The sequence below is a fragment of the Streptomyces sp. NPDC058685 genome, assembly GCF_042714725.1.
In the GTDB taxonomy this organism is placed as follows: Bacteria; Actinomycetota; Actinomycetes; order Streptomycetales; family Streptomycetaceae; genus Streptomyces.
On sequence record NZ_JBHXSL010000007.1, the window covers coordinates 219779 to 240624 of the forward strand.

Annotated in this window: 20 protein-coding genes and 1 pseudogene; 7 read left to right on the top strand and 14 right to left on the bottom strand. The window is 71.6% G+C overall.

Translation table 11 applies throughout. From position 1 onward, the window contains the following. Positions 1–6: 6 nt before the first annotated feature. Entirely contained in the window at positions 7–1395 is a 1389-nt protein-coding gene (locus tag ACFWU3_RS09345) for a cystathionine beta-synthase (protein WP_384433518.1), read from the top strand. Between the two features lie 389 nt (positions 1396–1784). Here the strand turns inward: ACFWU3_RS09345 and ACFWU3_RS09350 are convergent. The 7 genes and pseudogenes from ACFWU3_RS09350 to ACFWU3_RS09380 form a co-directional block, all read right to left on the bottom strand. Further along, a pseudogene (locus ACFWU3_RS09350) lies at positions 1785–2098 on the bottom strand (hypothetical protein). A gap of 73 nt (positions 2099–2171) precedes the next feature. Next, positions 2172–2597, bottom strand: a complete 426-nt coding sequence (locus ACFWU3_RS09355; RefSeq protein ID WP_384433521.1) for a hypothetical protein — start codon at positions 2595–2597, stop codon at positions 2172–2174. An 11-nt stretch (positions 2598–2608) separates the two neighbouring features. Next, on the bottom strand, positions 2609–4054 hold the full coding sequence (locus ACFWU3_RS09360; RefSeq protein WP_384433524.1) for a purine-cytosine permease family protein: 1446 nt from the start codon (positions 4052–4054) through the stop codon (positions 2609–2611). Between the two features lie 3 nt (positions 4055–4057). Further along, positions 4058–4999 carry an ABC transporter substrate-binding protein gene (locus ACFWU3_RS09365; RefSeq protein ID WP_384433527.1) on the bottom strand — a complete coding sequence of 314 codons (942 nt, stop codon included), beginning with the start codon at positions 4997–4999 and terminating at the stop codon, positions 4058–4060. 9 nt (positions 5000–5008) lie between these two features. Then, positions 5009–5671, bottom strand: coding sequence for an ABC transporter permease (locus tag ACFWU3_RS09370; protein ID WP_384433530.1), 663 nt, complete (start codon positions 5669–5671; stop codon positions 5009–5011). Position 5672: 1 nt separating this feature from the next. Continuing rightward, positions 5673–6317, bottom strand: coding sequence for an ABC transporter permease (locus ACFWU3_RS09375; RefSeq protein ID WP_313945917.1), 645 nt, complete (start codon positions 6315–6317; stop codon positions 5673–5675). After that, positions 6314–7366: an ABC transporter ATP-binding protein gene (locus ACFWU3_RS09380; RefSeq protein WP_384433534.1), complete on the bottom strand. Its 1053-nt coding sequence runs from the start codon at positions 7364–7366 to the stop codon at positions 6314–6316. Before ACFWU3_RS09380 ends, ACFWU3_RS09375 begins: the two co-directional genes overlap by 4 nt. A gap of 142 nt (positions 7367–7508) precedes the next feature. Here ACFWU3_RS09380 and ACFWU3_RS09385 point away from each other — a divergent pair, with 142 nt between their 5' ends. The 3 genes from ACFWU3_RS09385 (at position 7509) to ACFWU3_RS09395 (ending at position 10613) form a co-directional block, all read left to right on the top strand. Then, positions 7509–9014 (top strand): aromatic amino acid ammonia-lyase, encoded by a 1506-nt coding sequence (locus tag ACFWU3_RS09385; protein WP_384433638.1) that lies wholly within the window; start codon positions 7509–7511, stop codon positions 9012–9014. Then, positions 9011–9847, top strand: a complete 837-nt coding sequence (locus tag ACFWU3_RS09390) for a MurR/RpiR family transcriptional regulator (protein ID WP_384433537.1) — start codon at positions 9011–9013, stop codon at positions 9845–9847. The genes ACFWU3_RS09385 and ACFWU3_RS09390 overlap by 4 nt, the downstream gene beginning before the upstream one ends. A 205-nt stretch (positions 9848–10052) precedes the next feature. After that, the gene (locus ACFWU3_RS09395) at positions 10053–10613 is read left to right on the top strand and encodes a hypothetical protein (protein WP_384433540.1); all 561 of its coding nucleotides are present in this window, start codon (positions 10053–10055) and stop codon (positions 10611–10613) included. 35 nt (positions 10614–10648) lie between these two features. Here ACFWU3_RS09395 and ACFWU3_RS09400 read toward each other — a convergent pair whose 3' ends face one another. The 7 genes from ACFWU3_RS09400 to ACFWU3_RS09430 all read right to left on the bottom strand — a co-directional run bounded on the left by ACFWU3_RS09400 (position 10649) and on the right by ACFWU3_RS09430 (position 16361). Further along, entirely contained in the window at positions 10649–11023 is a 375-nt protein-coding gene (locus ACFWU3_RS09400) for a hypothetical protein (protein WP_313945921.1), read from the bottom strand. Between the two features lie 57 nt (positions 11024–11080). Beyond that, positions 11081–11467: a roadblock/LC7 domain-containing protein gene (locus ACFWU3_RS09405; protein ID WP_313945922.1), complete on the bottom strand. Its 387-nt coding sequence runs from the start codon at positions 11465–11467 to the stop codon at positions 11081–11083. 79 nt (positions 11468–11546) lie between these two features. Further along, complete coding sequence (locus ACFWU3_RS09410; RefSeq protein ID WP_384433641.1) at positions 11547–12305, bottom strand: transcriptional regulator; 759 nt, start codon at positions 12303–12305, stop codon at positions 11547–11549. A 17-nt stretch (positions 12306–12322) separates the two neighbouring features. After that, complete coding sequence (locus tag ACFWU3_RS09415; protein WP_384433544.1) at positions 12323–12769, bottom strand: hypothetical protein; 447 nt, start codon at positions 12767–12769, stop codon at positions 12323–12325. Between the two features lie 174 nt (positions 12770–12943). Continuing rightward, positions 12944–14308: an APC family permease gene (locus ACFWU3_RS09420; RefSeq protein WP_384433547.1), complete on the bottom strand. Its 1365-nt coding sequence runs from the start codon at positions 14306–14308 to the stop codon at positions 12944–12946. 220 nt (positions 14309–14528) lie between these two features. Next, on the bottom strand, positions 14529–14993 hold the full coding sequence (locus ACFWU3_RS09425) for an SRPBCC family protein (RefSeq protein ID WP_384433550.1): 465 nt from the start codon (positions 14991–14993) through the stop codon (positions 14529–14531). Positions 14994–15047: 54 nt separating this feature from the next. Further along, complete coding sequence (locus ACFWU3_RS09430; protein WP_384433553.1) at positions 15048–16361, bottom strand: diaminopimelate decarboxylase; 1314 nt, start codon at positions 16359–16361, stop codon at positions 15048–15050. 135 nt (positions 16362–16496) lie between these two features. On the opposite strand from ACFWU3_RS09430, the gene hutU reads away from it, so the two are divergent. Genes hutU through ACFWU3_RS09445 form a run of 3 tightly spaced genes read left to right on the top strand, consistent with a single transcriptional unit; the run spans position 16497 to position 20754 of the window. Further along, positions 16497–18209, top strand: a complete 1713-nt coding sequence (hutU, locus tag ACFWU3_RS09435; protein ID WP_384433556.1) for a urocanate hydratase — start codon at positions 16497–16499, stop codon at positions 18207–18209. A gap of 26 nt (positions 18210–18235) precedes the next feature. Continuing rightward, positions 18236–19426: an allantoate amidohydrolase gene (locus ACFWU3_RS09440; RefSeq protein WP_384433644.1), complete on the top strand. Its 1191-nt coding sequence runs from the start codon at positions 18236–18238 to the stop codon at positions 19424–19426. Beyond that, positions 19417–20754, top strand: a complete 1338-nt coding sequence (locus ACFWU3_RS09445; RefSeq protein ID WP_384433558.1) for a formimidoylglutamate deiminase — start codon at positions 19417–19419, stop codon at positions 20752–20754. Before ACFWU3_RS09440 ends, ACFWU3_RS09445 begins: the two co-directional genes overlap by 10 nt. Positions 20755–20846 lie beyond the last annotated feature (92 nt).

A 20846-nucleotide genomic window follows, 5' to 3' on the forward strand; every position in this document is an offset into this window, starting at 1 on the left:
AACATTGTGCGCATCCATGACTCGATGATCAGTCTTGTCGGCAATACCCCGCTGGTGAAGCTGAACAGCGTGACCGCGGGCATCCAGGCGACGGTCCTGGCCAAGGTCGAGTACTTCAACCCGGGCGGTTCGGTGAAGGACCGCATCGCCGTGCGCATGATCGAGGCGGCCGAGGAGAGCGGAGCACTTCAGCCCGGCGGCACGATCGTGGAGCCGACCAGTGGCAACACGGGTGTGGGCCTGGCGATCGTGGCCCAGCAGAAGGGCTACAAGTGCATCTTCGTCTGCCCGGACAAGGTGTCCACGGACAAGATCAACGTGCTCCGTGCGTACGGTGCCGAGGTCGTGGTCTGCCCCACCGCGGTCGACCCCGAGCACCCCGACTCGTACTACAACGTCTCCGACCGTCTGGTGCGGGAGACGCCGGGAGCCTGGAAGCCCGACCAGTACTCCAACCCGAACAACCCGCGCTCGCACTACGAGACGACCGGTCCCGAGCTCTGGGACCAGACGGACGGGAAGATCACCCATTTCGTCGCGGGCGTCGGCACGGGCGGCACCATCTCGGGCACCGGCCGCTACCTCAAGGAGGTCAGCGGGAACGGTGTGCGGATCATCGGCGCGGACCCCGAGGGCTCGGTCTACTCGGGCGGCTCCGGGCGGCCGTATCTGACGGAGGGCGTCGGTGAGGACTTCTGGCCGACGGCGTACGACCGGACCGTGACCGACGAGATCGTCGCCGTGTCCGACAAGGACTCCTTCCAGATGACCCGCCGTCTCGCCAAGGAGGAGGGCCTGCTCGTCGGCGGCTCCTGCGGCATGGCGGTCGTCGCCGCGCTGCGCGTCGCGGAGGGCCTCGGTCCCGACGACGTGGTGGTCGTCCTGCTGCCGGACAGCGGCCGCGGTTATCTCTCCAAGATCTTCAACGACGAGTGGATGGCCGACTACGGCTTCCTGGAGGAGGCCGGCCACGCCGCGCGGGTCGCCGACGTGCTGCGGCACAAGGAAGGCGGCAAGATCCCCAGCCTGGTGCACATGCACCCGGAGGAGACCGTCGGCGAGGCCATCGAGGTGCTGCGCGAGTACGGCGTCTCGCAGATGCCGATCGTGAAGCCGGGCGCGGGCCACCCCGACGTGATGGCCGCCGAGGTCATCGGCTCGGTCGTGGAGCGCGAACTGCTGGCCGCGCTGTTCACCCAGCGTGCCGCGTTGAGCGACCCGCTGGAGAAGCACATGAGCGACCCGCTGCCGCAGGTCGGCTCGGGCGAGCCGGTCGGCGACCTGATGACCGTGCTCGGAGCCGCGGACGCCGCGATCGTGCTGGTCGAGGGCAAGCCGACGGGCGTGGTGAGCCGTCAGGACCTGCTGGCCTTCCTCGCCGGCGGCGGCAAGTAGCAGCGGGGAGAAGGGGCTTCGCGCAAACGGTACGCGCACGTCACGTACGCGCAGCACCCGCTTAACACGCGTCCGTCACAGTCATGGGTGTCGGCAGGGTTCCCGGGCAGGGAACCAGGCCGGCGCACAGGCGGCGTCGAAGAACTCCGGAGCGGCTCCCGGACTCCCAGACGCCCCGGACGCGGCGACCGGCCCTGACCCGGGACCGTGTCCCACGCGGGGACCGTCGTCGTCCCGCCCCCCGGCCCTGCCGGGGGTGAGGCGGTCCCCGCGCACACTCTTCCCGGGCGCCCGCGTGGCACAGACTGCCCCGGCGCCGGTGTGTCGACCGGCGACCGGGCTCACTCGCGCGGCGAGGACGCCGTCCAGCTCGCCGGCACCGGCAGACGCTACGCCGTGGGGGAGCCTGGCTCCGGTGTGCAGACCACGAGCGGCCGGTCCGGGTTGCCCGGCAGCGTGGGCGTCTCGTACGGCAGCGTCAGCTCGCCCACCGTCGGCTGCGAGATGCGCCATGGGTCTTCTTCTTGACCTGGTGGTCCGCCCACAGCCGCCGGAAGTGCTCGCTCTTCACCGACAACTCGCCGATCAGCGCGCTGAGTTCGCTGTCGTCGGGATGGCGGCCGGCGTCGAGGCGCAGACAGCCGACCACCTCGGCGGCCACCGCCTCCCGGTCCGTGTACATCTCCCGCGCGGCCGGGTCCAGGGAGACCTGGCGGGGAACATCGCGCTCGCGCCGGCCGTGAGGCCGCGGCCCGGCAGCACGCGATCGCCGGGCCTCAGCCCTCCCAGTCGGAGGTCTTCTCCGGGGTCCTGTGCCGCAGCCACGGCCAGCCCTTGGCGGCGTGCACGGCGTTGACGCCGACGATGCCGCCCCAGGCGACGATCAGCCCCGGCAGATCGGCGTTGACGACGCCGATCGCCGAGAGCGGGATCGCGAGGATCATCGAGATGATCCCGAAGCCGAAGCGCTCGCCGAAGTTGGGGTCGGCGGGCTGCTGCGGCGGCCGGGTGCCGCGGGCGACCACCATCTGCTGCTCGGCGAGCTGCCGGCGCACACGGCGGTCCACCGTGCCGTCCAGGCGCTGTTCGACCTTCTCCAGGAAGGATTCGACGAGCGCTGAATCGTATTCTTCGCCCAGCTCGCGGCGGGCGTGCAGGGTGGCGTCGAGCTCTTTCTCGAGCTCAGGGTCGCGGGCTTCCATAACCGTTCACGCTACGGGCGCCCGGCCGTCGCGTCAGTGGGGGTAGCCCCACTGTTTTCGGTCGGGGTTACCCCGGGGGCGAGGATCGTCTGCTCCGGGATGTGCGCGGTACGGCGGCGGGCGATCAGCCAGTACAGCAGCGCCGGCACGGCGAGCCCCACCATCCAGGAGATGTCCGCACCGCCCAGCGGCTCCACCAGCGGACCGGTGTAGAAGTGCGTGACGAGGAACGGCAGTTGGGCCAGCAGGCCCACCCCGTACACGGCGAGGGCGTCCGCGCGCCAGGCGCCGTAGCGGCCGTGCGGATCGGCGAGCGCCGGGATGTCGTAGCGCTCACGCGAGATCAGGTAGTAGTCGACCAGGTTGATCGCCGACCAGGGGGTGAAGAAGGTCAGCAGGAAGAGCAGGAAGTCCTTGAACGAGGTGAGGAAGCTGTCCTTGCCGAGCAGGGCGACGACCGTGCCGGCGATCATGATGGCCGCGATGTAGAGCGCCCGGCCGCGCGGCGACAGCGTCTTCTGGCCGCGGAAGCCGCTGATGCTGGTCACCATCGACATGAAGCCGCCGTAGGTGTTGAGCACATTGATCGTCAGCTTGCCGAGCGCGATGACGAAGTACAGGAACGAGGCGATCAGGCCGGTGCCGCCGAGCGCCACGACATAGCTGACCTGGCCCCCGAGGAAGGCGTCCCCGGCCGTCGCGGCGACCAGCACGCCGAAGACCATCGACCACTGCGAACCGATGGCCGAGCCGGACAGCGTCCACCAGAACGTGGCGCGGGCGCTGGTGTGCCGCGGCAGATAGCGTGAGTAGTCGGCGACGTACGGGCCGAAGGCCAGCTGCCAGGACGCCGAGAGCGAGACCGCCAGCAGGAACATCGGCAGGTCGAAGGCCCGGTCGGCCAGCACCGTGCCGAGGTCGATCCGCTCCAGCAGCCGGATCCCGAGGTAGACGAAGGCGAGCGCGCAGACGACGCTCGCCACCCGGCCGAGGACATGGATGACGCGGTAGCCGATCGCCGCCGTCACCGCGGTCACCAGCGCGAAGATCACGATGCCGGGCGTCTCGCCGAGATGCGTGAGCTCGCCGACCGCCTGGCCGGCCAGCACGCTGCCGCTGGCGAAGAAGCCGACGTACATCACGATCACCAGCAGCAGCGGGATGATCGCGCCCTTCACGCCGAACTGCGCCCGGGACTGGATCATCTGCGGCAGGCCGAGCTTCGGTCCCTGCGCCGAGTGCAGGGCCATCACCGCGCCGCCGAGCAGATTGCCCACCGCGAGGCCGACGACCGACCAGAAGGGGCCGCCGCCGAAGACGACGGCGAGCGCACCCGTGACCACCGCGGTGATCTGGAGATTCGCGCCGAGCCAGAGAGTGAACTGGGAGAAGGCGGTGCCGTGCCGCTCGCTGTCGGGAACGACGTCGATGGACCGTACTTCGACGAGGCCTGCCATGGTTCAGCTGCCCTTCTTCGTGATTCCGTGCTGCCGGGCCCAGTCGTTCGCGACGTCCTCCGGGTCCTTCTTGTCCTTGTCCACCAGCCGGTTGAGCTCGGTGAGCTGCTCGGTCGTCAGGACGGCGCCGAGCCGGGCCAGCGCCTTGTGTACGCGCGAGTCCGCCTTGCGGTCGGCGATCAGCGGGACGACGTGCTGACCGGGAATCAGGTTCTTGGGGTCGGAGAGCACGACCCAGCCCTCGGCCTTGATGTCGGTGTCCGTGGTGAAGAGGTTGGCGACGTCGACATCCCCCTTCTTCAGCGCGCCCTTGACCAGGGGCCCGGAGGAGTCCAGGGACTTGAACTCCTTGAACTCCACGCCGTACATGTCCTTCAGACCGACGACGCCGACGACCCGCTTCTTGACCTCGGGGGCCGCGCCGATGACGAGTTCGCCGTTCTTCCTGGCGAGGTCGCCGAGGGACCGGAGCCCGTACTTCCGTGCCGTCTCGCTGGTGACGGCGAAGGCGTCGGAGTCCTCGGCCAGCCCGTACGGGAGGATCTGGAGGCCCTGGGGGAGGGCGACGGCGAGTGCGTTCTGCATCTCGCCCTCCTCGGTGGCCGTGGCCTTGGGGTCGAGGTAGTGCAGCAGGGCGCCCTGGTACTCCGGCAGCAGATCGATGTCGCCGCCGCGCAGCGCGGGGATGAGGATCTCGCGGGTGCCGAGGTTGGGGCGGACGGTCGCCTTCACACCCGACGCCTTCAGGGCGGCGGCGTAGAGGTAGCCGAGTATCTGGTTCTCGGTGAAGTTGGCGGTGCCGATGGTGACACCGTCCTTGCTGGAGCCGCCGCCGGACAGCGAGCCGCCCTCACCTTCGAGCGAGGTGATGCCACTGCTGCACGACGCGAGGGCGGGGACGGATGCGGCGGCCAGCAGACCGCCGAGCAGGGTGCGTCGGTTCATGGGAAGTCCTTACGCGGGGCGGTTGCTGAAGAGGGCGCGCTGGAGCCCGGCGAGCGCCAGGTCGAGCACGACGGCGACGACCGCGACGAGGACGGCTCCGCCGAGCACCTGGACGAGGTCGCGCTGGGCGAGGCCGTCGAAGACGTAGCGGCCCAGTCCGCCGAAGCTGACGTACGCGGCGATGGTGGCCGTGGCCACGACCTGGATCAGGGCGAGCCGCAGTCCCGTCATGATCAGCGGCATCGCCAGCGGCACCTCCACCTGGAGCAGCACCTGGTGGCCGCGCATGCCCTGGCCGCGGGCGGCGTCCCGGACCTCGGGGTCGACCGCGGACATGCCGGCATAGGTGTTGGTGACGATGGAGGGGATCGCGAGGGCGACCAGGGCCACGTACACCGGGGTCATGGACAGGCCGCTGGCGAGGAAGACCAGCACCACGAGGCCGACGGTGGGCAGGGCCCGCCCGAACGACGAGAGGTTGATGGCGAGGAACGCGCCGCGGCCGGTGTGCCCGATCAGCAGGCCGACCGGCAGGGCGATCACGGCGGCGATGAGCGTCGCGAGCAGTGAGTACTGGAGGTGCTCGACGAGCCGGTGGGCGATCCCGTCGCTGCCGGACCACTGGGCGCCGCTGGTCAGCCAGGAGCCGAGGTCCTTGACGAGCTCGTACATCTCAGGCCCTGCCCTTCCTGGTCCAGGGGGTGAGGACGTACTGCACGGCGACGAGCAGCGCGTCCGCGATCAGCGCGAGGAGGAGGGTGAGGACCACTCCGGCGACCACGGGGGTCGGGAAGTTGCGCTGGAAGCCGTCGGTGAAGAGCTGGCCGAGGCCGCCGTCGCCGATGTAGGTGGCGACGCTGACGAGCGAGATGGACATGACGGTGGCGATCCGCACGCCGGCCATGATCACGGGCAGCGCCAGCGGGAGTTCGACGGTGAACAGGGTCCGCAGCGGGCGGGTGCCCATGGCCTTGGCGGCCTCCTTGGTCCGGGCGGGAACGGCGTCGAGGCCCTCGACGGTGTTCCGCAGGAGGACGACGAGGGTGTAGATCGTCAGCCCGATCACGGTGGTCGTGCGGGTGAGCCCGGAGACCGGCAGGAGCAGCACGAACACGGCGATCGACGGGATCGTGAACAGGACGTTCGACATCCCGAGGAGGAAGCCGCGCAGCGGGCGCACGCGGTGGGCGAGCACCGCGAGCGGGAGGGAGATGACCAGCCCCAGGAGCACCGCGCTCAGAGCGGCCTGGAGATGGGAGACGCTCAGCGTGGTGAGGTCACCGGCATGGTCGGAGATCCACGACCAGTCGACGGTCATACGGCCACCCGGGCCGCGGAGTGGGCGGAGCCGGCCCGCTCGTGGATGTCCTCGCGCGAGGTGACGCCGGTGAGCACGCCGTCGGCGTCCACGCGGGCCACCAGCCCGGAGGGGGAGGCCACCGACTCGTTCAGCGCGGAGAGCAGGGAGTCCGTGTCGCGCAGCGGGCGGACCGGGAGCAGGTCGGCGGCGAGCGAGTCGCCGTCCCTGTCGCGCCAGCCGAGGGGGACGCGGGCCTCGTCGAGGGCGAGCTCCCAGCGGCCGGTCCGCGGAAGGGGGCTCTGCGGTACGTCCGCGAGGGTGCTGAGCGACAGCAGCTTCAGGCCCCGTTCGGCGCCGAGGAAGTCCGCCACGAAGTCGTCCGCCGGACGGGCCAGCAGTTCGGCCGGGGTCGCGCACTGCACCAGATGACCGCCCGTGCGGAACACGGCTATGCGGTCGCCGAGGCGCACGGCCTCGTCGATGTCGTGCGTGACGAAGACGATCGTCTTGCTGAGTTCCTGCTGGAGACGCAGCAGTTCGTCCTGGAGCTGGGTGCGGACGACGGGGTCGACCGCGCCGAAGGGCTCGTCCATCAGCAGGACGGGCGGGTCGGCCGCGAGGGCCCGGGCCACGCCGACGCGCTGCTGCTGGCCGCCGGAGAGCTGGTGCGGGTAGCGCTTGGCGGTCTCGGGCGCGAGGCCGACCGTCTCCAGCAGTTCCGCGGCACGGGCCCGGGCCTTCTTGCGGCCCCAGCCCAGCAGCAGCGGGACCGTCGCGATGTTGTCGATGATCGTGCGGTGCGGGAACAGTCCCGACTGCTGGATGACGTAGCCGATGGAGCGGCGCAGTTCCGCCGCGTCCTGTGCGAGGACGTCCTTGCCGCCGACGTGGATGGTGCCGGACGTCGGGTCGACCATCCGGTTGATCATGCGCAGGGTCGTGGTCTTACCGCATCCGGAGGATCCGACGAGGACGGTGATCCCGCCGTCCGGCATCTCCAGAGTGAGGTCGTGGACTGCAGTGGTGCCGTTGGGGAAGCGCTTGTTCACTGCATCGAATTTGATCATCAGTCGTCCCTTGCCCGGGCTGCATATAGTCATGCAGAGTTCTCGGTGTCTGAATAAGTTGTCAATGCCTCGGGGTAAATCGCTGGGTACGGATGCTCGCGAGGCAAGACAGACCGTCCGGAAAAGGAGGGTTTCGCGCATGATGTCGTCCCACATGGTGGACTCACCCACCGGCATCGTGGTCCTCGACGGACAGAGCCTCCCGGTCGCGGACATCGTCCGGCTGGCCGACGGCGCGGCCCGTCCCGTACCCGGTTCCGAAGCGATGAAGCGCGTCGAGGTCGCCTGGGACGCCGCCCGTGAGCTGGCCGCGTCCGGCAGGGTCTACGGCCGTTCCACCGGCGTCGGCGCCAACCGGAACGAGGCCGTGCCCTCCGACGCGGCCGCCGGTCACGGCCTGCGGCTGCTGCGCTCCCACGCCGGAGCGATCGGCGACGAGCTGCCCGCCCGCGAGGTCCGCGCCATGCTCGCCGTCCGTGCCAACCAGTTGCTCGCGGGCGGCGCGGGGCTGCGGCCAGGCGTCGTCACGGCGCTGTGCGAGGCCCTGGAGACGGGTGCGTACCCGGTCGTCAACGAGTTCGGCTCGGTCGGCACCGGTGACATCGCGGCCCTCTCGCAGATGGGTCTCGCCCTCGCCGGCGAACACCCCTGGCGGGGCGGCACGCCTCCGCAGGCGCAGGCCCTCGACAACAACGACGCCCTGGCGCTGATCAGCTCCAACGCCCTGACGCTCGGCCAGTCCGCGCTCGCCCTCGGCGAACTGCGCGCCCTCGTCCGCGCCACCGAACTCGTCGCCGGGCTCTCGCTGCTGGCCGTCGACGGCTCCTACGAGGCGGTCGCCGAGCCCGTGCACGCGGCGCGCCCGCACCCCGGCACCTACGCCGTCGCGACCAGGATGCGCCGGCTGCTCGGCGCGCCCGAGCGGCCCACCCCGCCGCTCGGCCGCATCCAGGACCCGTACGGATTCCGCTGTCTGCCCCAGATCCACGGCCCCGCCGAGGACGCCGCCGACGCCCTGGAGCGCACCCTCGCGGTGGAGATCAACGCGGCCGCCGAGAACCCGCTGATCTGCCCGTCGGACATGGCCGCCTATCACCACGGCGGCTTCTACATGGCCCAACTCGCCCTGGATCTGGACCACTTCAGGCTGGCGCTGACCCAGACGGCCCGGCTCTCCACCTCCCGGCTCTCCGCGCTCAACGAGCCCGGGTTCACCCGGCTGCGGCCCTTCCTCGCCGACGCGGAGGCCGCGAGTTCCGGCGTGATGATCCTCGAATACGCGGCCGGGGCCGCCCTCGGCGATCTGCGCGCGTACTCCGCGCCCGCGTCGCTGGGTCACGCGGTACTGTCCCGTGGCGTCGAGGAGCAGGCCAGCTTCGCGTCGCTGGCATCACGTCAGACACTGCGCACGGGCGCCGCCTACCGGCTCGTGGTCGGCTGTGAACTCGTCGCCGCGGTACGGGCGTTGCGCCAGCGCGGGCTGCGGCCCGACCCGGAACTCCCGGTGGGGGCGGCCTACGAGCTCGCCGAGTCCGTCCTGGACGAGGAGCTCGCCGACCGGCCGCTGACCGACGACGTGACGGCGGCAGCCGCACTGCTCGACCGGTTCACGGACCTGATGACGGATCACATGAGGGGGACGGCATGAGCGACAGCCCTGCCGCACGACTGCAGCAGCTCTTCGAGGGGCACCGGCTCACCCCCACGCAGCGGCGGATCGCCCACAGCATGGTGCGCCGGGCGGGCGACGTGCCGTTCCTGTCCAGCGTCGAACTCGCCGAACTCGCGGGCGTCAGCCAGCCGTCCGTCACCCGCTTCGCCGTCGCCCTCGGCTTCGACGGCTACCCCGCGCTGCGCAGGCACCTGCGGGAAGTGGCGCCCGCGGAGAGCGAGGAGACCGAGGACGGCCTCAACGAGTACCAGCAGGCGGTGCAGGCCGAGATCGAGAACCTGCGCCACCTCTCCGACCTGCTCGCCGACCCCTCGCCGGTCGAACGCGCGGGCCGGCTGCTCGCCGCCTCCCGCCCGCTGCCCGTGCTCGGTCTGCGGGCCGCGTCCTCGCAGGCCCGCGGCTTCGCGTACTTCGCCGGCAAGGTCCACCCCGACGTACGCCTTCTCGACGAGGGCGGCACCATGCTCGCCGACCGCGTCGACTCCGCCCGCCGTGCCGGCGCGAGCGTGCTGCTGTGCTTCGCGCTGCCCCGGCACCCCAAGGAGGTCGTCGAGGCACTGGCGTACGCCCGCTCGGCCGGGCTGAAGGTCGTCACCGTCGCCGACTCCGCCTTCGCCCCCGTCGCCGCGCACAGCGATCTGCTGATCCCCGCCGCCGTCGGCACGGGCCTGGCCTTTGACACCGCCTGCGCGCCGATGCTGCTCGGCCGGGTGCTGCTGGAGGCGATGTGCGACGACCTGCCGGACGCGCAGGCACGGCTGGAGGAGTTCGACGGGCGGGCGGCGGCGCGCGGACTGTTCGTGGAGTAGCGCCGGTTGGTGGAGCGGGACCGGCTCGTGGGCCGGCGCCGGTTCGTGGATCGGCACCGGTTCTCCGCGCAGGACACCGGTCGGCCGGGCGTGATCGGGCCGGGCCCTTTCCACGCTGTCTTCTCTCACGCTGTCTTCAGAATCCGCCGCTGGTCTCCGCGCCCGATGGGCATCTGCCCGAGGGATGCGCGGAAGGGGACCGGACGTGGGGCGCGGGGCGCAGTCGCTGGTGAGGGTGGCGGTGGTCGTACGGGCCGGGGCGGCGCCCCTGTGGTGGCTGGGGGTGTTCGCCGCGGGCATCGGACTTCTCGTGCCGGGGCTCACCGGACGCCGGATCGGAGTGCTCGCCGGGGCGGCGCTGTTCATCGTCACGGCCGCCGCGGTCGCCCTCGTACGACGGAGGCGGTACGTGCACCTCGCCGAGGCCGCCACTCGCGCCGGGCGCACCGACTACCTCCAGGACCGCCGGGTGACGGTGCGGGCCTGGCCGCGCGCGCACCGGTGGCAGTTGGTCGGGGCCTTCGTCCTCGCGGCCGGCACCTCGTTGGCGCTGCCCGCCGCGGGTGGTGCGATGCTGGCGGGCGCGGGGGCCGGGCTGTGGGCCAAGGCCGGGTGGCTGGGCCACCGGGAGAGCCGCGCCGAGAAACTGCTGTGGCTGCGGTCCGACTGGACCGCAAGGGGCCCGGTCGGCAGGCCGGTCAAGGGATTCCGGAGCACCGGCATCGCGGCGGGGGACGCCGCGCCCGGAGGGGCGCGGCGCCGCTGAGCGCCCACGGGGGCGGACGGCGGCGCCGCGGCCGGTCAGAGTTCCAGCTCCGCCTCGATCTTCTTCAGCTGGTGGCGGGCCATGGCGAGGTTCGACCGCTCCTTGTCGAGCGCCAGGTAGAGGAACAGGCCGTTCGTTCCCCGGCCCTTCATCAGCCGGATCAGGTGGTACTGCGTCCCGAGGGTGATCAGGATGTCCTCGATGCCGTCCTTGAGTCCGAGCTGCTCCATGGTGCGGACCTTGGCGCGCACCACATCGGTGTTGCCGGCGGCGGCGACCGAGAGGTCCAGGTCCTTTCCACCGCCGACCGTGCCCAGCGCCATTCCGCTGGTGTAGTCGACGAGCGCGGCGCCGATGGCGCCCTCGATGACAGTGGTGGCTTCCTTGAGGGCGCGTTCGGTGTTGGCCATGAGATGCGCACTTCCTTTCCGTCTGCTGGGTGTGCGTGATGGTGTGTCGGTCATGGGTCAGGTGTTCTCCGGTCGTTCGAGGGCGCCGTCGACCAGTTCTCCGACGCGAACGCCGGAACGGCGGGCCTCGAGATGGAGCCGTCCCACGTTGATGCGTGGCTCGGCCAGGAGGGTGAGGACGGCCGACGAGCCCGCCGCGTAGGTCGCGACGTACCCCCGGTCGCCCCGGACCAGCAGCTCGCAGAAGCTCCCCTGTCCGGTGGCCTCGGTCAGCCGCACCCCGACGCCGAGTGCGGCGGCGGTGAGTGCGGCGACGCTCTCCGCGTCGGCGGTGTCGGACGCCAGCACGAGACCGTCCGCGGTGGCGGCGAGTGCGCCCGTCAGCTGCGGCACCCGCAGGCGCAGCCGCTTCAGTTCGGCGAGCACATCCGCCGTGGCCGTCATGAGCTGTCTCCTTTCTGCGCGCAGCCTCATCGCGCGCCTCATGACGTGCAGCAATGGACCTGGTGGGCGGAGCGGGGCGTCACAGCGTGGCCTCCAGGGCGTCACGGAGCCGGCGGAGCATGGCGGAATCCAGTGCCGAGGACGGCTCCTGGCCCCCCGTCCGCACGGCGTTGGCGCTGACGGGTGGGGCTGCGGGTGCCGCGGACTCCTCCGGTGTGCCGATGAGTCCCTCGGCGGCCAGCCGCCGTATCTCGATGAGGGTGTTGAAGGCGGGACGGCCCAGTTCCCGGGCGATGGCGGACGGCGTCCGTACGCCGTCGGCCAGGTCGAGCAGCGACCTCCGGCGGGGGCTGACCGCCCGTCCCCCGAGGTGCCGGCTGCGCGCCACCGGCGCCGTGTCGACCGCCGGGTGCGGCCACACGGCGTCCAGCAGCATGGACCGCCGCCGGGCCTCCCGTTCGACGACCCGGGTGGGCACCGGCCGGACCCGGCCGATCCAGTGGGCCACCCCGTAGCGGAACCGGGTCGGGCCGCTGGTCGGCGCGAGCGCGAAGAACGCGGCGTCGAAGACGGCGGCGAGATGGCAGATCTCCAGCTCGCCCCCGGGTACCTGGCCGCTGTCGACGAGAAAGCGTGCGACCTCGTGGCGCGCGCCCGCCCGGGCGACCGCCTCGGCCCAGCTGTCCGGCCGCAGCCGGCCGCTCGCCGTCAACAGGACGTCGAGGCCGGGCGCTTCGGGGCTCTCGGCGTGCACGACCTGGCCGTCGGCCAGATAGAGCACACCGTGGTCACGGACGAGGACGCCGGTGGCGCGCTCGTCCGCGAGTCTGACGAGCATCGGGGACACGGCCGCTCTCATCCGAGCACCAGCCCTTCCGCGAGGTGCTGCAGACGGATGCGGGCCAGTGCGAGATTGCCCAGGTCCCGGTCGAGCCACAGATGCAGGAAGACGCTGCTGTCGACGGTGGTGTCGACGAACCGCACCAGGTGATAGCAGGTGCGGGTGGTGACGATGAGGTCCTCGACGACCAGCCCGTCGTCCTTGAGCGGCTTTGTGCCGCCGCCGTCGAGGTCCCGTCCGCCGTCGCCACCCAGCATGCTGGGCTCCTGGGCGACGACCGCGGTGTACTCGGTGGCCATGCGGGCCACCTCGGCCGTCTCGGCCGCGGTGGTCTCGTGATCGGGCCCGGCCGCTTCACCGACGGTGCCGAGCGCGAGCCCGCTGATCCAGTCCACGATGGACGCCCCGCGCGCACCGGGCACCAGCATGGCTTCCAGCAGACACTCGTCGATTCCGGGCACGCCGACTCCCCTCCCCGCCTCGGCGTTCCGCGCACTGTTGTGCGCCAGTGACGGGGAGGTTACGCAACGTGGCTACTGTCGGAGGGAGTTGGGGCATTTTCCATCGGAACATGCCCCGATCCCGATAAGGTCCGCGCCTCGAACGTCGGACTCTGTCGTCGGCGGTGGCACGGATCAGGCCGTGTCCTCGCCGCCCGCCTTCATCACGAGCTTGTTGACCGCCCACAGTCCGATGCCGATCGCGATCAGCACGCCCGCCCGGATGTAGACCTCGGCGTCACGGTCGGCCAGCGGACTGGCCAGGATCAGCGAGGTGATCGCACCGAGCACCGGCAGCACGGTGGGCGCGCGGAAGTGGGAGTGCTCGACAGGGGTCTTGCGCAGCACCAGAACGGCCACGTTGACCACCGCGAAGACGCACAGCAGCAGGAATGCCGTGGTGTCGCCGAGCCCTTCGATCTCGCCCGTCGACACCAGTCCGATGGCCAGCGCCGAGACGAAGACGATGCCGACGATGGGGGTGCGGCGCTGGGGCAGGACCTTGGCCATCGCCCGCGGCAGGATGCGTTCGTTGGCCATGCCGTAACAGAGCCGCGAGGCCATCATGATGTTGATCAGCGCGGAGTTGGTGACCGCGAACAGCGCGATCAGGGCGAAGAGTTTGGGCGGGAAGGCCACGCCGCCGGCCTCGACCACCTCCAGCAGGGGCCCGCTGGACTTCTCCAGCGTCTTGTAGTCGACCAGCAGCGAGGACGCCAGCGCGACCAGCACGTAGATCGTGCCCGTGACACCGACACCGATGAAGATCGCCCGGGGGAAGGTGCGCACGGGGTCCTTGGTCTCCTCGGCCATGTTGACCGAGTCCTCGAAGCCGACGAACGCGAAGAAGCCGAGAGCCGTGGCGCCGAGCACGCTGGTGATCAGCGCGTATCCCGTGCCGGTCGCCTGGAACTCGGTCAGCCGGGACGGGTCACCCTCGCCGGTCAGCACCGCCCAGGCGCCGATCACGAGGATGATCAGCAGGCCGGTCAACTCGACGATGGTGAGCACGACATTGGTCTTCACCGACTCCGACACACCCCGCAGATTGAGTGCGGCCAGCGCGAGGATGAAGAGGATGGCGACGAGGGTGGCCGGGATGGCGTCGGTGAACTCCTGGAAGTAGTCCCCGCTGAACGCCCGGGCCGCCGCGCTCGCGGACGACAGCCCGGAGCACATCACCATGAAGGCGATGATGAAGGTCAGGAACGGGACCTTGAACGCCTTCTGGGTGTAGAGCGCGGCTCCGGCGGCCTTCGGGTACTTGCCGACGAGCTCGACGTACGACGCGGCCGTGAGGATCGCGACGACGAACCCGATGACGAACGGCAGCCACAGCGCACCGCCGACCTTGCCGGCGACCTTGCCGGTCGTGGCGTAGATGCCGGTGCCCAGGATGTCGCCGATCACGAAGAGGATCAGCAGCTTGGGCCCGATGGCTCGCTTGAGCGGACTGTCTCCGCCCGGAACCTCGGAAGCCTGGGACGATTCGGTGGTCACGGCAGCCTCCCCCGGAGTTCGGTGTGGGTTGAGGTGTGCCCGGTCCGGCGCGGGTGATGCCTCCGGGGCGCCGATCACGCCTGTCCGGGGGAGCCCGCCCTGGCCGGGGGGAGCCCGCGCGCCCTGGCCGGGGGGAGCCCGCGCGCCCTGTCCGGGGAAGAGGCCGCCCAGGCGGGGAGGAGTCCGCGCGCCCTGTCCGGGGAAGAGGCCGCGCCCCGGATCAGGTGCTGCGGCCCTCCACCGCGGCCGCCACGTCGTCGAGGTCCTTCGCGATCGCCTTGGACACCGCCCGTGCGCCGAGCGGACCGAGGACCTTGGCCAGCAGCCCGGCGAACCCTCCGGGCGGCTCGGCGCTGAAGGTCATCCGCACCTGTGTCGCGTCCGGGCCCTCCGCCCGCAGCAGGAACTCCGAGACGTAGTGCGCGCCCTGCGAGTCGGCCTCCGCCACATAGCGGGCGGGCGGCTCGCTGGCCGTCACGTAGATCTCCTCGGTCGCCTGCTTGCCCATCATGCGCCGGGTCTCGCGCCAGCGGGTGCCGACGCCGAACGGGCCGGGGGAGAGGACCTCCACCGCGTCCACACCGCTCAGCACCTTCGGCGCGTTCTCCAGATCCGTCAGGGCGTCCCAGACGGCGGCCGGCGGGGCCGCGATCCTGCGCTCGACGACAACACTCGTGTTGGCCATGCTCACAGGAAAGCAGCCGGGTACGACACTCGCTCCCCGGCCGCGCGCCACGGCCTACAGCAGGGCGTCCGGCCGCGCTCCGCCCGACTCGGCGACGATCTCGGCCATGGTCTGCGGAGCCCGTACGAGCGAGAACCGCACCGTGTCGTCCGGGCCGGTGGTGTACCCGTGCACCCCGGGCCGCGGCAGGCTGTTGTAGCCGTAGTGGCTGGAGAAGTAGTACGCGCCGGTGTCGAGCGCGGCGATCACGTCGCCCTGCTCCAGCCGCGGCAGCGCCCGGGCCTCGGCCAGCAGGTCCCCGGCGAAACAGGCCGGGCCCGCGACGTCCTGCACGACCTTCTCGCCCGTCCGGGGCAGTCCCTTGGCGTCGTAGGCATCGATGCGCAGCGGCCAGGACGCCGGGTCGTAGACGGTACGGGTGGCGACCTGCACGCCGGCGTGGGTGACCGCGACGGGCCGCCCGCCCGAGGTCTTGGTGTACTCCACGCGGGCCAGGATCAGCCCGTGCTTGGCGAGCAGCGATCGGCCGAACTCGGTCACCAGGCCGTACCGGCCGTCGAGCAGCCCCGGCACCCGCTCCCGGAGCAGCCGTGCGTATTCGGCGAAGGACGGGGTCTGCTCGTCGGAGGCGAAGTTGACCGGAAGCCCGCCGCCGATGTCCAGGGTGTCGATCTGCTGCCGGCCGGCGGCCCGGTTGATCTCCTCGGCGAGGTCGTACGCCGCGGCGACGCCCTCGGCCATCAGCGTGAGCGGTACGCCCTGCGAGCCCGTGTGGGTGTGCAGCCGCGTCAGCCAGGGCCGGTCGAGATACGCGCGGACGACGCTCTCGCGGGCGCCCTCGTCGCGCAGCGCGACGCCGAACTTCGAGGTGGCCGTGGCGGTGGAGAGCGCTTCGATGGCCCCTGAGCCGACCTGGGGGTTGACGCGCAGTCCGACCGGCGACGTGCTGCCCGCCGACCGTACGAGGGCGTCGATGCGTGCGAGTTCCTGGGGGTTGTCGGCGTTGACCGCGATGCCGAGGGCGAGGGCCTCGCGCAGCTCGGCCGGGGTCTTGGCGGGGGAGTCGAGCACGATGCGCTCGGGGCGTACACCCGCGGCCCGGGCCAGCGCCAGCTCGCCGGGGCTCGCGACCTCCGCCCCGATGCCCTCGTCGTCGAGCAGCGCCAGCACCGGTACGAGGGGCGCGGCCTTCACGGCGAAGGCGTGCAGCACGGTCGCGTCGGTCACGGCGGCGAAGGCGTCCCGCAGGGCGGTTGCACAGGCGCGGATCCCGGCCACGTCGAGGAGGGCCGCGACGGGCTGCTCCTCGCTGAGAAGGCCCTGTTCGACGGCTGCTCGTACGGCTCGGTGCCGGCGTTCGGAAGACATGTGTGCCAGCCAATCATCCGGCGGGACCGGGTGCAGCTGTTGACTAAGACTATTCAGACCTCCAGGATGTGAATAGAAGCGGCAACATTCACCGTCGCACCAGCATCGCAGTCGCAGTCGCGAGGAGGCATTGCCATGTCAGGACCCCTCCCACCCGTCTCCCACCACCGCCCTCAGCCGAGGCCCTCCGGGCCGCCCTCCACTCCGGTACGGGCACCGCGCGGTACGGAACTGAGCGCCCTGGGATGGCAGCAGGAAGCCGCCCTCCGCATGCTGCAGAACAACCTCGACCCCGAGGTCGCCGAGCACCCCGACAAGCTCGTCGTCTACGGCGGCACCGGCAAGGCCGCCCGCGACTGGCGCTCCTACGACGCCATGGTGCGCACGCTGCGGACGCTCAAGCAGGACGAGACGATGCTCGTCCAGTCCGGCCGCCCCGTCGGCGTCATGCAGACGCACGAGTGGGCCCCGCGTGTGCTCATCGCCAACTCCAACCTGGTCGGCGACTGGGCGAACTGGGAGGAGTTCCGGCGCCTGGAGTCCCTCGGCCTCACGATGTACGGCCAGATGACGGCCGGCTCCTGGATCTACATCGGCACCCAGGGCATCCTCCAGGGCACGTACGAGACCTTCGCCGCGGTCGCGGCCAAGAAGTTCGGCGGCACCCTCGCCGGGACGATCACCCTCACCGCCGGTCTCGGCGGCATGGGCGGCGCCCAGCCGCTCGCCGTGACGATGAACGACGGCGTCGCGATCTGCATCGACGTCGACCCGCGCGCCATCGACCGCCGTATCGAGCACCGCTACCTGGACGTGCGCGCCGACTCCCTGGAGCACGCGCTCCAGCTGGCGACCGAGGCGCGGGACGCCCGCCGCCCGCTCTCCATCGGCCTCCTCGGCAATGCGGCGGAACTGCTGCCGCGGATGCTCGCCGAGGGCGCGCCCGTCGACATCGTGACCGACCAGACCTCGGCGCACGACCCGCTGGCGTATCTGCCCCTCGGCGTCGACTTCGACGACATGGCCTCCTACGCCGCCGAGAAGCCCGCCGACTTCACCCAGCGCGCCCGGGAGTCCATGGCCCGGCACGTCGAGGCGATGGTCGGCTTCATGGACGCCGGGGCCGAGGTCTTCGACTACGGCAACTCCATCCGCGGTGAGGCCCAACTGGCCGGTTACGACCGGGCGTTCGACTTCCCCGGCTTCGTGCCCGCCTACATCCGGCCGCTGTTCTGCGAGGGCAAGGGCCCCTTCCGCTGGGCGGCTTTGTCCGGCGAGGCTTCGGACATCCACAAGACCGACAAGGCGATGCTCGAACTCTTCCCCGAGAACGAGTCGCTGCACCGCTGGATCAAGATGGCCGGCGAGCGGGTCCACTTCCAGGGCCTCCCCGCCCGTATCTGCTGGCTCGGCTACGGCGAGCGGGACCGCGCCGGCGAGCGGTTCAACGACATGGTGGCGAGCGGCGAGCTGGCCGCCCCCCTCGCGATCGGCCGAGACCACCTGGACTGCGGCTCGGTGGCGTCCCCGTACCGCGAGACCGAGGCCATGCTCGACGGCTCGGACGCCATCGCGGACTGGCCGCTGCTGAACGCGATGGTCAACGTCGCCTCCGGTGCGTCCTGGGTCTCCATCCACCACGGCGGCGGTGTCGGCATGGGCCGCTCCATCCACGCCGGCCAGGTCTCGGTCGCCGACGGCACCAAGCTCGCCGGCGAGAAGATCCGCCGCGTGCTGACGAACGACCCGGGCATGGGCGTCATCCGGCACGTCGACGCGGGCTACGACATCGCCGAGTCCGTCGCCGACGACAAGGGCGTCCGCGTCCCGATGCGGGAGGAGTCGTGAGCGACGGCGGTGGCTCGTTCCACTCGATGTGGGCCGAGCTCGCCCCCGTGGGGCGGCACGCGGAGACCAAGGGCTACCGGCGCCACGCGTGGACCGGGGCCGACGCCGACTGCCGGACCTGGTTCCAGGAGCAGGCCGAGGCCCGCGGCCTCTCCTACGAGACCGACCGCAACGGCAACCAGTGGGCCTGGCACGGCGACCCCCAGGCCGGCAACGCCGTCGTGACGGGCTCGCACCTCGACTCCGTCCCCGACGGCGGCGCTTTCGACGGCCCCCTCGGTGTGGTGTCCTCCTTCGCCGCGCTCGACGAACTCCGTCGCAGGGGAGCGGAGTTCACCCGGCCGGTGGCCGTCACCAACTTCGGTGACGAGGAGGGCGCCCGCTTCGGCCTCGCCTGCGTCGGCTCCCGGCTCAGCGCCGGACAGCTGACCAAGGAGAAGGCGTATCAGCTCCGGGACGGCGACGGCGTCTCGCTGCCCGAGGCCATGGAGGCGGCGGGCTACGACCCTGAGACGATCGGGCCCGACCCGGAGCGTCTCGCCCGGATCGGGGCGTTCGTCGAACTGCACGTCGAGCAGGGCCGCGCGCTCGACCTGTCCGGCGACGCGGTGGGCATCGCCTCCGCCATCTGGCCCCACGGCCGCTGGCGGTTCGACTTCCACGGCGAGGCGAACCACGCCGGCACCACCCGCCTCGTGGACCGCCGTGACCCGATGCTGACCTACGCGGAGACCGTGCTCGCCGCCCGCCGCGAGGCGGAACTCGCCGGTGCGGTCGCCACCTTCGGCAAGATCGCCGTCGAGCCGAACGGCGTCAACGCCATCCCGTCCCTGGTGCGCGGCTGGCTGGACTCACGCGCCGCCGACCAGGCCACCCTCGACACCGTCGTCGCCGCGGTCGAGCAGGCCGCCAAGGAGCGCGCCCAGCGCGACGGCGTCGACCTCACCGTCGTACGGGAGTCCTTCACGCCGGTCGTCGAGTTCGAGCACGCCCTGCGCGACGAGCTGAACCGGATCCTCGGCGGACGGGTGCCCGTCCTCGGCACGGGCGCGGGACACGACGCCGGAATCCTCTCCGGCTCGGTCCCGACCGCCATGCTGTTCGTACGGAACCCCACGGGTGTCTCGCACTCCCCGGCCGAGTTCGCGGCCGAGGACGACTGTGTGGCCGGGGTACTGGCGCTCGCCGACGTACTGGAGGGTCTCGCGTGCCGCTGACGACGTACTGGGCCGAACACGCCTGGCTGGACAGCTATGTCGAGCCGGGTGTGGCACTGGACGTGCGAGACGGGCGGATCGTGGCCGTCCGCACCGGCGTCGGGGCACCGGAGCCCGGCGCCGTGGCGCTGCGCGGGCTGACGCTGCCGGGCCTCGCCAACACGCACTCGCACGCCTTCCACCGGGCGCTGCGCGGCACCGTCCAGGTCGGCTCGGGCACGTTCTGGACGTGGCGCGAGGTGATGTACCAGGTGTCGTCCCGGCTGACCCCGGAGACGTACCACGCGCTGGCGCGGGCGGTGTACGCGGAGATGGCGCTGGCGGGGATCACCGCGGTGGGCGAGTTCCACTATCTGCACCACGGGCACGGCGGGGTGCCGTACGCGGACCCCAACGCCATGGGCGAGGCCCTGATCGCGGCGGCCGCGGACGCGGGTATCCGCATCACCCTGCTCGACACGGCCTATCTGTCGTCCGGCTTCGGCAAGGCGCCCGACGCCCACCAGCTCCGCTTCTCCGACAAGACCGCGGACGCCTGGGCGGAGCGTGCCGCGCTGCTCAAGGACAGCGACCAGGTGCGGATCGGCGCGGCCGTCCACTCCGTACGGGCGGTTCCGGCGGCGCAACTCGAGACCGTCGCCGCCTGGGCGTCCGCCCGGCAGGCCCCGCTGCACGTCCATCTCTCCGAGCAGACGGCCGAGAACGACGCCTGCCGCGCGGCGCACGGCGTCACCCCGACGCGGCTGCTCGCCGACCACGGTGTGCTCGGCCCCCGTACGACGGGCGTGCACAACACCCATCTGACGGACGAGGACATCGCGCTCATCGGCTCCACCGGCACGGGTACCTGCATGTGCCCGACCACCGAACGCGACCTCGCCGACGGCATCGGCCCGGCCGCCGCCCTCCAGCGTGCCGGATCACCGCTCTCGCTCGGCAGCGACAGCCACGCCGTGATCGACCTGCTGGAGGAGGCGCGGGCGATGGAGCTGAACGAACGGCTGCGGACCCGGACCCGGGGCCACTGGACGGCGGCGGCGCTGCTGCGGGCCGCGACCGGCGACGGGCACGCGGCACTGGGCTGGGAGGAGGCGGGGCGCCTGGAGACCGGCGCGCTCGCCGACTTCACGACCGTGGCCCTGGACTCGGTCCGCACGGCGGGTCCGGTGGCGCGGCTGGCGGCGGAGACGGCGGTGTTCGCCGCGACCTCGGCGGACGTGCGGGACACGGTGGTCGCGGGCCGTCATGTGGTGCGCTCCGGCACCCACACACGGGTTCCGGACGTGGCATCGGCCCTGGCGGAAGCGATCACCGGGCTGAGGGCCTGAGGCCCGGAACGCCTGAGCGCGCGCGGCCGCCGGCATCGCCGGCGGCGCGGGTGCGGGGCCGGATGAGCCCCCGGTACGGAACGACCCGAGAG

Coding starts and splice junctions, on each gene's coding strand:
- ACFWU3_RS09365 (WP_384433527.1), bottom strand. CDS start 4,999: ATGAACCGACGCACCCTGCTCGGCGGTCTGCTGGCCGCCGCATCCGTC.
- ACFWU3_RS09380 (WP_384433534.1), bottom strand. CDS start 7,366: ATGATCAAATTCGATGCAGTGAACAAGCGCTTCCCCAACGGCACCACT.
- ACFWU3_RS09375 (WP_313945917.1), bottom strand. CDS start 6,317: ATGACCGTCGACTGGTCGTGGATCTCCGACCATGCCGGTGACCTCACC.
- ACFWU3_RS09400 (WP_313945921.1), bottom strand. CDS start 11,023: ATGGCCAACACCGAACGCGCCCTCAAGGAAGCCACCACTGTCATCGAG.
- ACFWU3_RS09370 (WP_384433530.1), bottom strand. CDS start 5,671: ATGTACGAGCTCGTCAAGGACCTCGGCTCCTGGCTGACCAGCGGCGCC.
- ACFWU3_RS09385 (WP_384433638.1), top strand. CDS start 7,509: ATGTCGTCCCACATGGTGGACTCACCCACCGGCATCGTGGTCCTCGAC.
- ACFWU3_RS09405 (WP_313945922.1), bottom strand. CDS start 11,467: ATGACGGCCACGGCGGATGTGCTCGCCGAACTGAAGCGGCTGCGCCTG.
- ACFWU3_RS09440 (WP_384433644.1), top strand. CDS start 18,236: ATGTGGGCCGAGCTCGCCCCCGTGGGGCGGCACGCGGAGACCAAGGGC.
- ACFWU3_RS09355 (WP_384433521.1), bottom strand. CDS start 2,597: ATGGAAGCCCGCGACCCTGAGCTCGAGAAAGAGCTCGACGCCACCCTG.
- ACFWU3_RS09410 (WP_384433641.1), bottom strand. CDS start 12,305: ATGCTCGTCAGACTCGCGGACGAGCGCGCCACCGGCGTCCTCGTCCGT.
- ACFWU3_RS09425 (WP_384433550.1), bottom strand. CDS start 14,993: ATGGCCAACACGAGTGTTGTCGTCGAGCGCAGGATCGCGGCCCCGCCG.
- ACFWU3_RS09390 (WP_384433537.1), top strand. CDS start 9,011: ATGAGCGACAGCCCTGCCGCACGACTGCAGCAGCTCTTCGAGGGGCAC.
- ACFWU3_RS09360 (WP_384433524.1), bottom strand. CDS start 4,054: ATGGCAGGCCTCGTCGAAGTACGGTCCATCGACGTCGTTCCCGACAGC.
- hutU (WP_384433556.1), top strand. CDS start 16,497: ATGTCAGGACCCCTCCCACCCGTCTCCCACCACCGCCCTCAGCCGAGG.
- ACFWU3_RS09430 (WP_384433553.1), bottom strand. CDS start 16,361: ATGTCTTCCGAACGCCGGCACCGAGCCGTACGAGCAGCCGTCGAACAG.